Annotated in this window: 9 protein-coding genes and 1 pseudogene; 5 read left to right on the top strand and 5 right to left on the bottom strand. The window is 62.0% G+C overall.

From position 1 onward, the window contains the following. Positions 1–45 precede the first annotated feature (45 nt). Positions 46–285, bottom strand: a complete 240-nt coding sequence (locus AC0L17_RS30630; RefSeq protein WP_473518510.1) for a DUF1127 domain-containing protein — start codon at positions 283–285, stop codon at positions 46–48. Positions 286–461: 176 nt separating this feature from the next. Between AC0L17_RS30630 and AC0L17_RS30635 the strand changes: the two genes are divergently transcribed. Beyond that, entirely contained in the window at positions 462–2,471 is a 2,010-nt protein-coding gene (locus AC0L17_RS30635) for a BTAD domain-containing putative transcriptional regulator (RefSeq protein ID WP_473518511.1), read from the top strand. Between the two features lie 616 nt (positions 2,472–3,087). Then, on the top strand, positions 3,088–5,058 hold the full coding sequence (locus tag AC0L17_RS30640) for a hypothetical protein (protein ID WP_473518512.1): 1,971 nt from the start codon (positions 3,088–3,090) through the stop codon (positions 5,056–5,058). Positions 5,059–5,192: 134 nt separating this feature from the next. Here the strand turns inward: AC0L17_RS30640 and AC0L17_RS30645 are convergent, their stop codons facing one another. After that, entirely contained in the window at positions 5,193–5,864 is a 672-nt protein-coding gene (locus AC0L17_RS30645; protein ID WP_473518513.1) for a hypothetical protein, read from the bottom strand. Between the two features lie 375 nt (positions 5,865–6,239). On the opposite strand from AC0L17_RS30645, the pseudogene AC0L17_RS30650 reads away from it, so the two are divergent. Further along, positions 6,240–6,404 (top strand): annotated as a pseudogene (locus tag AC0L17_RS30650) (SAM-dependent methyltransferase); the annotation flags it as partial. 234 nt (positions 6,405–6,638) lie between these two features. Here AC0L17_RS30650 and AC0L17_RS30655 read toward each other — a convergent pair. From AC0L17_RS30655 to AC0L17_RS30665, 3 genes are all read right to left on the bottom strand, one after another. Continuing rightward, on the bottom strand, positions 6,639–7,247 hold the full coding sequence (locus tag AC0L17_RS30655; protein WP_287074461.1) for a transglutaminase-like cysteine peptidase: 609 nt from the start codon (positions 7,245–7,247) through the stop codon (positions 6,639–6,641). A gap of 277 nt (positions 7,248–7,524) precedes the next feature. Then, on the bottom strand, positions 7,525–8,142 hold the full coding sequence (locus tag AC0L17_RS30660; protein WP_027154470.1) for a PilZ domain-containing protein: 618 nt from the start codon (positions 8,140–8,142) through the stop codon (positions 7,525–7,527). 117 nt (positions 8,143–8,259) lie between these two features. Next, positions 8,260–8,898, bottom strand: coding sequence for a PAS domain-containing protein (locus AC0L17_RS30665; RefSeq protein WP_091591271.1), 639 nt, complete (start codon positions 8,896–8,898; stop codon positions 8,260–8,262). A gap of 421 nt (positions 8,899–9,319) precedes the next feature. Between AC0L17_RS30665 and AC0L17_RS30670 the strand changes: the two genes are divergently transcribed. Both AC0L17_RS30670 and AC0L17_RS30675 read left to right on the top strand, forming a co-directional pair. After that, the gene (locus AC0L17_RS30670) at positions 9,320–10,078 is read left to right on the top strand and encodes a rhomboid family intramembrane serine protease (RefSeq protein WP_473518514.1); all 759 of its coding nucleotides are present in this window, start codon (positions 9,320–9,322) and stop codon (positions 10,076–10,078) included. Positions 10,079–10,261: 183 nt separating this feature from the next. Continuing rightward, on the top strand, positions 10,262–10,693 hold the full coding sequence (locus tag AC0L17_RS30675) for a CBS domain-containing protein (RefSeq protein WP_023798170.1): 432 nt from the start codon (positions 10,262–10,264) through the stop codon (positions 10,691–10,693). Positions 10,694–10,822 lie beyond the last annotated feature (129 nt).

The following is a 10,822-nucleotide window of genomic DNA, read 5'->3' on the forward strand; positions in this document are numbered from 1 at the left end:
CGATTGGAGAGCAGGTCGATAGCTTTGCGCAGCCGTACGCCGGACTTATCGCATCGACATCAAGTTCGTGATCAGACCTGCCTTGATGTCGAGTGCGGGTCGATGGGCCTCCGGATGACCGATGTCGTCCAGCTGATCGGGCGTCAAGTCGGCTAGTGCCATGCGTCTTGCGACGGTGCGCCGCCACCCCCTGAATTCGGCAATCATCATTGCTGCGCCCTTCAGGCCAGGTCCAAACAAATGTCTTTTCGAGGTGCGGGCGGCGCGAGTTTGCGTGTCAGCCATTTTTAGTCTCCCATTTCGAGATTTTGCGGATGAGAGCGTGCCATGCGGCTGTTTTCGGGCTGTTCGGCTGTGCGTGAAAAAAACGGATAAGCCCGACGAACTGCCGTTAAATCGGTGTTAAATCCATCTGCCGGAATGCTATTCTGCCGCGGCGGTCTAAGTCTGGAGACGGATCTGTGCGCATCAGGTTGCTGGGCGGCCTCGAGGTTACCTCCCCGGAGCGCCGGCCCGTCCGCTTCGCCACGCGCAAGACTTCGCTGCTTTTTGCTGCCTTGGTGCTGGCGGGCCGCCGCGGCCATCGTCGCGAGCAGCTTTCCGAAGCCTTTTGGCCGGGACGAAGCAATGGCCAGGCGCGCAATAGTTTGCGGCAAGCGCTGGTCGACATCCGGCGCTCGTTCCCGACCAGCAAGGATGCCACCCTCTACATCGACGGGGATCAGGAAGCCATCGCGCTGATTGCCGGTCCGGATGACGCGGACATTTTGATCTTCGACCGGAAACTGGAGCAGGGCGGGGCGGCCGATCTCGCCGTCGCCGCCGACCTCTACCGCGGTGGGCTGCTTGCGGGGGAAGCCATTCCTGAGGAACTGAATGAGTGGTTTGGACCCTATCTGGACAGGTATCAGCGCAAGGCCCTGCAGTTGGTCGATCGGCTGAGCCTCGCGCTGCCGATACCCGGCTCAGCGGAAGAGACGGCCTGCGAAGGGCTGGCAGAGAGATTGCTTGCCTCAGATCCTATCGCGGAGGCCGCCCATCGGGCGCTGATCCGGATCCATGCTCATCGCGGTCACGAAAACGCCGCCTTGCGCCAGTTCGAGCTCTGTCGCAATGCCCTGAAAAAGCAGCTGGATGCGGAGCCGGAGGCGCAGACAAGCTCGCTGGCGGCTTCTCTGCAGTCCCGCGAACGAACTGGGGATCGGCGGCCCGGGCCAAGCTCTGGCGTCGCGGCGCCGGCGCAGATGCTGGTCCCGACGAGACACGACGACCAGCCGTCAATTGCAGTGCTGCCGTTTCAGAATCTAAGCGGTGATATGGAGCAGGAATACTTTGCCGACGGTATGGTGGAAGACATCGTCACCGCCCTGGCTCACTTTCGTCACCTGTTCGTAGTCGCACGGAATTCGAGTTTTACCTATAAGGGACGCTCGATAGACATAAAGCAGGTCGGGCGTGAACTGGGCGTGCGCTATGTGGTCGAGGGAAGTGTGCGGAAAGCGGGTGAGCGCCTGCGCATCACCGGACAACTCCTCGACGCTTCGAGCGGCCTCCACCTGTGGGCTGACCGTTTTGAAGGTACTCTAGCCGAGGTTTTTGATTTTCAGGACCAGATCGCCTCGAGCATCGTCGGCGCGATCACCCCAAAGGTCGAGGAGGCGGAAATTGAGCGCGCCAAGCGCAAGCCGACTGAGGACCTCGACGCCTACGACTATTATCTGCGCGGGTTGGCGTCCCACGACCGAGCGGTCAACACCAAGGAAACCATGGATGACGCTCTGCGGTTCTTCATGAAGGCGATCGGCTGTGACCCGGTGTTCGCTGCCGCCTATGCCCGGGCGGCGCGCTGCTATGCGGCGCGAAAGAGCAACCGCTGGATGATCGATCGCTTTGAAGAGACTGCCGAGGCGACCCGACTGGCAAAGAGAGCGATCGAACTTGGATGGGACGATGCAATTGCCCTTTCGTACGGCGGATACGTGCTCGGCTATGTAGGCGGCGATGTGGAGGAAAGCGCGGCGTGCATCGAACGCGCGCTTGGCCTGAACCCGAACTTGGCTGCGGCGTGGGGTTACAGCGCGTGGGTTCAAGCGTGCTTAGGTGAGCCGGAGAAAGCCGTCGAGCGCGCCGCGCAGGCAATGCGCCTCAGTCCGTTCGATCCTCGTTTTTTTGTTTGGGAATTTTGCACCGCGCTCGCTCACTTTTGTGCCGGGCGCTATAACGATGCTGCTGAGTGGGCGAAAAGGTCTTTGCGTTCGCAACCAAACTACGCGAGCGCGACGCGTGTGGCGACGGCAAGTTACGTCTTGGCCGGTCGGCTTTCGGAAGCCGAGAAGATGATGGCTCGCCTGCGCGAACTCGACCCTACGTTGCGGCTTTCGAATCTCGCTGAGGTGCTGCCGCCGTTTTGTCGACCGGACGATCGCAGCAGATATATCGAAGGCCTTCGCAAAGCGGGCCTGCCGGACTAGCGCCGTGTCAGCGTGAAGCGAGGCAAACGGCTTCGGCACCAGATGGCCGACGTACTGCCGATGGATGCTAACTATAAGGTGACGGTTGACCGTGGAGGCCTGTGACCTAGCTTAAAGCTTAGCCGGACCGTCCAGAGCCGGAAATGGTGGGATGGTGCGCTACCGTGGGAGAACTCTCGGGACGTTGAGATGCAGAGGTGCAAGTCGGCTTTTCAGAGCCTGTGCGCCCTTGGCGGCCGACAATCGGCGGCCACGGCCTGTCAAGTTTCGTTTCAAACAAAAGTCATCTGCGCCGGCACGCCTATCAACGCGCGACCGCCGCTCCGCCATGCAACAACAATTCGAGCACTGGAGGGACCTCGAAGCAAGTGACAGCTTCGAACGCGACCAAAGGCTTTAGCCAGCACCAAGGCGAGGGGCCAACAACGCTTCACGATCTTAAGATTACACCCAAAACCGCACAGGCACGGCAATGCCAAATCATCTTGCCGAAATTTACGCAAACAGCGCAGATCTCGCCGTCCTGGGCGGGATAGCAGCATTTGCCTCGATGGGCCTCTATCTTGTGCTCCGGCATATCCATATCGCGGTGCAACGGCGTCGCCTCAAATCAGATGTGAGCGAAGGCGGATCTGACCTCCCCGAGGAGGAGGTTTCTTGGGATTGGGAAAGCCCGGTCGACCTTGCAACCGAGCCTGCTTCTTCTTCTCAGGTTGCCGTGCCCTCAGACACGGCAGACCTGGGTATTCGGCGTCAGGATGCCAATAGCCTTCGGTTCGGGGTGCAAATCGAGTATTTCGACGTGATCTCCGAAGCTTGCGAGAGTTCGTCTGTGACCCAGACCAACGCTTTCGCTTCCGCGACGAACATAGCGCAACCCGGCCGACTTGCGACATCGATCAGGGAAATCGCTGGCTATGTCCATAGGCAGGTGGCGGCTGATCTTGCCGCCCCAACTAGTCCAGTCAGGGCTCTGAGCCGTATGCCGACACAACTCGCCCTCGCGAAGGATCCTGACCCCACCACAGCGATGGCCTCACGTCCTCGGGTTCGCAGGCCGGTCGGTCTTGTGCCCCGCTTTGGCGTCGCCGCAATCTGTCTGGCCGTGCCGCTTAGCTATGCGATGACGAGACAAAACTGGGTCGAAAGCGCCCCCGCCATTTCGCGGGTCCAGGGCAACTCCAATCCTTCGCGACCCATCGAGCTTCCGGCGAGTGCTGCATTAGATGTGCGTGGGCCAGCCCAGGGAGACGAGCGCACGAGTGTCGAATTGCTCAGCCCGGATCTCACGGCTGCCCGGGCGCAAGTCGGAGCAGCTGCTGCTCGGGCAGCCGCAGCGAGGGAATTGGCCGGGCAGGAGCACCAGGCGGCGGAAGGCGAGCGCGCCAGGAGCGCCGCTCTGCAGCGAGCGCTGCTCGAATCGCGCAAGGAGATCGACGCGCTGAGGACAAGCATGGCAGCCGCCGATCGCGTACGCCAGGAGCAATTGCTCAACGAGCTCGCGGCAGCCCGCACAGTTGACGCATTGCGGCGCCTTGCGGGAGATACCCGCACGATGCTGCGCGAGGCCACCAACTATGTCTTTACGGAGATGCCCGCTGCTCATCTGGAGCGTCAGCGAGCCGGATCGGTGGCGCGCGATCTATCGCGAGCGCAGGCGCAAATTGAGCGGCTTGAGGCCGAGGCCGCCGAGGATCGCGCCAAGGCCAAGGCTTCGCTGGCGCAAGCGAGCGGAATGCTCGATGACGAACGCCGAAAGTCAGACGAACTTCGTGGCGAGCTCTCCAAAGTGAAACTGTCCAATGCTGCGCTCATGGAGCGCGCGGACGCGGCTGAGCAGGAATTGACCGGTGCCGTCACAGCGAGAGAACGAGTGGAGCAGACGGCAGCCGAGACGGAGCGGGCGCTGGCGCGACAACAGGCGGCAGCAGCGTCGACGCGTGAGGAGCTGAAAAAAGCTCGCCTCGAGCGCGACGCGGCTGAACAGGAACGAGCCAGGGCAGTCTCAGCGAGAAAGCGTGCCGAGCAGACTGCAACCGAGACATCGCAGGCTCTGGCAAGAGAACGCGCTGCAGCAGTCTCGACGGGGGAGGAGCTGAAAAAAACTCGCATCGAGCGCGACGCGGCTGAACAGGAACGAGCTAGAGCAGTCGCAGCGAGAGAACGAGTGGAGCAGACTGCAACCGAGACAGCGCATGCTCTGGCACGAGAACGCGCTGCGGCAGTCTCGACCCATGAGGACCTCGATAAAGCTCGCCTCGAGCGCGACGCCGCCCGAGCACTTTTGCTACAGGTCGCCAAGCTGAAGGAGGCTTTGGACAAGCAACGTGACGTCACTGTTTCTCTTTCCCGCGACCTGGCCGCCGCGCGCGCGGACAATGACAGGCTCAGGGCTGAGCGTCGCAGCGCCAAGATTGAGCCGCCGCTGAAGCGGCGCGCTGGCCGCGCAGCCGCCGCTGCCGGCGGCGTGAAGGCTGTCAGCCAGAAGACTGCACGCAGCAAGGCTCGCGACCCGGCGCGGATTGCGGGGGTGCGTTCTCTCACACTTCCCTATCCCCTCAGGCCAAGACAGGCGACATTGGAGTGACTTCCAAAACGACTGTGCGATCCTCCCGTTGAAGGCCCAAGGCCTTTGGGAGGCATTGCATCGCACCCTCTCACGACGCCGCGGATGAATTGAATTCATTCTGCTCTCGTCGGCGAGTAGTTCTGCGCGATACGCTATGTCAGCCCGATCACACTGCCTGTAGCATTCAATTCGCATTTGATCGGCGCCTGCCGCGTCTCCACGTTGCCTTGCCGTCCATAGTCGATGCTGACCTCGACGGGAGCTGAGATCGTATCCGGGCTCAACCGACGTATGGAACCTGCGCTGCTGACGCGCACACTGGTCGCGCCAAACGGGGCGGCGGCCGACTCGATCGCATCACGGCAGGCGCGAACGACTTCATCCGGGACGCCCGGCAGCGCCTTGATTGGACTGACCGTTGCTGGACTGTCGACGTCACCAGGAGGCTGAAGGCTGGACGGAAGGTCGAGCGACCGTCCACTTGCGGACCGGGCGACACTGGCGGCAGTGGCGGCCGTGGTTGCCGCAACTGCCGCCGTTGCAGTGGTGCTGGTCCCATCGTCATCCACCGGTGACCTGCTGCTGGAGCCGCTGGGTCCTTTGTGCGCGCCGTCTTTGCGGCCTTCACCGTGATGGCTGGCAGCGCTATTGCCTCCGCCACCCTGGCTGGCAGCGCTATTGCCTCCGCCACCATGGTTGCCACCGCTTTTTCCTCCGCCGCGCTCGCCGCCGGCGGTAGCTCCTGCGCAAGCTACCGCGATCGAGCAAACGAATACGAAATATGCCCAGCTGGATTCAGAGGATTGACGCACGACCACCTCCATAAAGTGCGTCGGTCGAACCGTCTTTCCGCGCCATGCAGTCAGAAAGGCGCAACCGCCGCCGCCCCCAGGCAAACCTCGCGACTAACCGCCCACGGAGGGTAACTAGTGGATCAATCCGGTGTATCAAGGACGCTGTACGCGGTACGTGCGTCGTCCCGGCTACCGGCGGGAGGGGAGGCCACGATCTGACCACATCGCTGACATTCTGAGGTGCAGCGTTAGAGAACTGCAAGCGTCTCTACAACTAGCCGACTCGCCTTTTGATGAGATGGGCTGCGAGGCCGGCCGCCTCGTCGGCGATTGCCGGTATTGTCCCCCGATTTCCGCGTCGATCCGGAAAACGAGGCCGGCAAATAGAGGCCCGGAAGAATGCCCACATTCGTGTGCACGCCCGCCTCGCTGTCGCAGGAAGTCTGGCTTGGGCTTGGCGCCCAGGCCGGCGAGGCGAGGTTGCGCAAGGTGGTGACCGGCGGTGGCTTCAAGCGCTTCCGTCGCGCCGCCGAGACGCCGTTCAACATGGTGCTGGAGGCTCGCCCCTAATGCGAAACAACGACCTAAAGCGCGTCACATGAGGCCGCTCAAACGCGACGCGCTTTAGAGTGCGGACGCTACCTGGCGCTGCCGTCGCAAATGCATGTCGCGCAAAAGTGCGCGGCGCTTCTGCGACAGCGTGCCGCTTCAAAAAAGTGGAGCCGGCCCGGGGACTGGGCCGGCTCCTAAACCCGGTCGTTGGGGACGGGGAGTGGGGCTCGACCGGGTTTTTGCGTCGCGTCCTTAGCGGACGCTGGCAACCGCGCCGGAGCGGCCGTCGTTGATCGTTACCCAGGCGCCCGAATTCTGGCTCGATTGGCGCTTCAGATAGGTGTAGTCGGTGTTGGTCCAGGACAGTACCCTGGTTTCGAGATTGTCGAGGATGAACTCTCCGAGGCTGGTGCGCACGGTCAGCACCGCGTGGCCGTCTCCGTTCGGCTGGCGCGCAACCGTCATCAGCAGGTCGCCGGCCGGAACGCCGATGTTCATCAACGCGCGGCGCTTTTCCAGCGCATAATCCTCGCAGTCGCCGAATTCGCTATTGGAATAGGACCAGACCTCTTCCTTGCCCCACAGTTCCATATCGGTGCGCGGCGCGATCCTGCCGTTGACCGAATTGTTGATGCTGACGATCTTCGCCCACAGCTTGCGGGTCAGTTCGATCGGCGCCTGCTTCGGCGTCCGCTGACTGCATTCCTGCGGGATCTTCTGGCAGAACTCGTAATGGCCGACCGGCTGTGTGGTGCGGCTGCCGGTGTGCATGAAGGCAGGTCCCGCTGCATACGCTGTCCCCCAGGCGGTAAGCTGCGTCGCCATTGCCAAGAGCAACAGCTTGCCCCTCGTCTTCTTCATCGTCCAGTCTCCCCGTTTGAGGAGACAATGACACGATTGGATTTATTCGACGCAAAGGCTCGAAGTAGACATTAAGTAAAACGCCCATAGAATAAACATAAAATTTGAATCATTTCAGTATAAAGTTGTTGAGGCGTTTTTCGCGGGGATCACATCGGCGCGGCGCGGCGCGGCGCGGCGCCTTGGCGCGGCATCGGTGGCAGGCCGCGTTGACCGGCGCTCCAACAAAAAGCCGGCCGAAATGGGCCGGTCGATTTGCGGGAGTGTGCGCTAATTGTCAGGTGCCGGATGCGTTGAATTCGGAATCGAGCGTTTCCGGCCGCTGGATGACCGCGAACTCGATGGCGATGCCGTCCTCGAAATGGCGCACCACCTGGCCGCGCATGGTGCCCAGCATGACCTGGATGCCGATTGCCGGCTTGACGTCGATCTCGACCGCGGCGCCCGAAAGCGACAGGTCGATGATGCGGCACTGGTACTGGCGCCCGTCGCCGAGCTGAAGCACGCTGGTCGGATTGCGCGGCGCCACGCGTTCGTGGCGGCGGTCTTCCGGCAGATCGAGCTCGTGCTTGTTGGCAAGCCAGGTCAATTGCGCTGCAAGCTTGTCCTTCTTGCGTTCCGACGCGATGACCGTCATCGCGAAGCCGTCCTGCAGGATGCGGGTGACGACGCCTTCGATGCGGCCGATGTGATCGATATAGGCGATGACTTTCTCGCCCGGCATGCCGATGCGCTCGGTGCGAAGCGCTACATTGCCCGGCGACATGTCGACCACCTGGCACGGATGTTCGGTGCGATCCTCCAGCATGAAGCGTCCATAGATCTTCACGCGGACGCGCTGAAAGTTGCGCCTTTCAGCTTGGGACGGCGCGGTGTCGACCGCCGCTGACCTCATGACTGCCTACACCCCGTTTGGCATTCCGCGCGTTGATGCAAGGAACTTCGCCGGAAAGCTACAGCGAAGCGGGTTAACAAAGGGGAAAGCCTGACGCCGCTACTTTAGGATTTTGGATTATTCCCCGCGCCCGCCGTCGAATACGACCAGATGACGGATGCGGCGTGCCTGGCCGAGCGCCGAAATCGTCTGGGACGGATCGAGTTCCGACGGGACAAGCGAGGGAACGTCGATGGCCGGACGGTTCTTGAGGAATTTCGGTTCCTTCTCCGGATCGACGAGACGGATCGAATCGATCAGGGCGTCGGCGATCGGATCCGCGCCCAGCCAGAAGGGTTTTTCAGCGGCGCTTATCACGCCGAGGCAGCGCGGATTGTCGACGCCGCCGTCGAGCGGCAGGGCGAGCAGCTCGAACTTGCTGGAACGGTCGGTGCGGCTGAAACCTTCATAGGTGATGAGCACGACGGATTTCTGATCGAAGACGCCCTGGATCAGTTTCGAGATAAGCCGCTGGTCCTTCTCGCGCCACAGCGAGGGAAAGGAAAACCCCTTGAGTTCACGGCCATAGACCGCGCAAAGCCTGGTGCCGGCGAGCCGGAATACCGCTTCGCCGCGCGTATCCTTTTCCAGGATGAATGTGTCGGCCAGCAGCGACTTGATATCGGCCGGCTCGACTTCCGAACGCTTCGGGGCAGGGCGCCCGTCACGCAGCCGGTTCCAATAATGGAACAGCGTGATCGATCCGTTCTGGTTCATGTTATGCTGCTCCGCGCAATCTGTCGTCTGATGTCCCATCGGTGAACAGAAGGGCGCCCTCCGAGGACCTACATGCGTTGCGGAGCAGGATGCGTGCCAGCATCGTTAACACTTGTTCACGGGTCGGGGCCGTTAAGGTTAACAATTGGTTTACGTTGCGCTCCGCCCAGGCCCGTGGCACGTTAAAACCACTCCAGAAGCGGTCGTTTCGCAGCGATCGGCAGCATTTCAGTCAAGAGTTTGGGGGAGCATGGGGGCTCGACCAGCCGTTCAAGGGCAACCTTGGACGGCTTCTTTTTGATTCGCGCCAATTTTGATTCGCGCCGTTTTGATTTGCGTGGGGCGATTCGCCCCTTTGTGAATCGGGTGACCGTGATCTACATGCTCGCGAAGTCGAAACCAGCGACTGAGTGCGAGCCATATGAGCGAACCAGCAAGCCCCTCGGAAATCGAACAGGGCGAGGGCGGACCTGTCGGCCATGAGCCGGAGCCGCGCCGCGAGCCGGTGTTCAACATGCCGCCCGTTGTGCTGGCGCTGATCGGCATCTGTGTCGTCGTTCACCTGATCCGGTTCTACTGGCTCACCAACGACCAGGATTTCTCCCTGCTGATCCGGACCGCCTTCATTCCGATCCGCTATTCCGGCCGCTTCGACCTCGATTTCTACGCGTTTTCGAGCCCCTTCACCTATGCCTTGCTGCATGGCGGCTTTGCACATCTGGCCATCAACATGGTTTGGCTGGCGGCTTTCGGCTCACCACTGGCGAACCGCTTCGGCGCGCTTCGTTTCAGCCTGTTCTTCGCGGCGACGGGGCTGGCGGCGGTATTGCTGTTCTGGGCCGTGCATCCGCTCGGCCAGACACCGCTGGTCGGCGCGTCGGGGGCGATTTCCGGGATGATGGGGGCGGCCGCCCGCTTCGGCTTCCGCACCGACCGCTCGTCCGGCAAAGCCGCCTTCGCCGGCGCGCCGCTGCCGATGGCGGCGGTGTTCCGCTCGCGTGGCGTTGTGACTTTTCTAGCCATCTGGATGGTGATCAATCTCGCCACCGGCCTCGTTGCCTTCGCGCCCGGCATCGACAGCCAGATCGCCTGGGAGGCGCATATTGGCGGTTTCGTCGCCGGCTTCTTCGGCCTGCGCGCTTTCGATCGGCGCCAGCAGGCGGATGAGTTCAGGGCCTGAAGCATGTCGCCCAAAAGCATGGCCTCGGTCCTGAACCGAGGCTGCGCCGCTGTTTCGCGACAACGACATGCGATGCGCATTAAGGCGCCGCACTTGAAAACCAATCGATCGCGGCGCACGATGTCCGGCACTAGGGAAAGCCGGTCAGGGCAGGAACCGGCAAGGTAAACTGAGGAGGACGCCATGACTGTTAAGGCAATTCTCGAGCAGAAGGGCCACGACGTGCTGACGCTCGGGCCGAACGAAAAACTGAGCGAGGCCATTCGCATCCTGGCCGAGCACAGGATCGGTGCGCTGGTCATCACCAATGGCGATCACAAGATCGTCGGCATTCTTTCCGAGCGCGACGTCGTGCGGGTCCTCGCCAGGGAAGGGGCCGCCGCATTGGATATCGCGGTGCGTTCGGCGATGACCCCCAAGGTGAAGATCTGCAATGAGAACCACACCGTCAACGAGGTCATGGAGATCATGACCAGTGGCCGTTTCCGCCATCTGCCGGTGGAAAAGGACGGCCTGCTCGACGGCATCGTTTCGATCGGCGACGTGGTCAAGCGGCGCATCGAGGATGTCGAGCGCGAGGCCGCGGAGATCAGGGCCTATATCGCGACGGCGTGAGATCGCCAGCAAGTTTTGTCGAAGTCGGCGCCGCCCCTCATCGCCCTGCCGGGCCCCAAAACCCCCATAATGAGGGGGGGGAGGGGGCGGGCGGCCCCGCGGGGGGGGGTGTTGGTGAGATCTAGGTAT

It is taken from the genome of Mesorhizobium sp. WSM4829 (assembly GCF_055811475.1).

Bases quoted from the DNA above. Each gene is read 5' to 3' on its own strand.
- AC0L17_RS30630 (WP_473518510.1), bottom strand. From the start codon at position 285: ATGGCTGACACGCAAACTCGCGCCGCCCGCACCTCGAAAAGACATTTG.
- AC0L17_RS30645 (WP_473518513.1), bottom strand. From the start codon at position 5,864: ATGGAGGTGGTCGTGCGTCAATCCTCTGAATCCAGCTGGGCATATTTC.
- AC0L17_RS30655 (WP_287074461.1), bottom strand. From the start codon at position 7,247: ATGAAGAAGACGAGGGGCAAGCTGTTGCTCTTGGCAATGGCGACGCAG.
- AC0L17_RS30660 (WP_027154470.1), bottom strand. From the start codon at position 8,142: ATGAGGTCAGCGGCGGTCGACACCGCGCCGTCCCAAGCTGAAAGGCGC.
- AC0L17_RS30665 (WP_091591271.1), bottom strand. From the start codon at position 8,898: ATGAACCAGAACGGATCGATCACGCTGTTCCATTATTGGAACCGGCTG.
- AC0L17_RS30670 (WP_473518514.1), top strand. From the start codon at position 9,320: ATGAGCGAACCAGCAAGCCCCTCGGAAATCGAACAGGGCGAGGGCGGA.
- AC0L17_RS30675 (WP_023798170.1), top strand. From the start codon at position 10,262: ATGACTGTTAAGGCAATTCTCGAGCAGAAGGGCCACGACGTGCTGACG.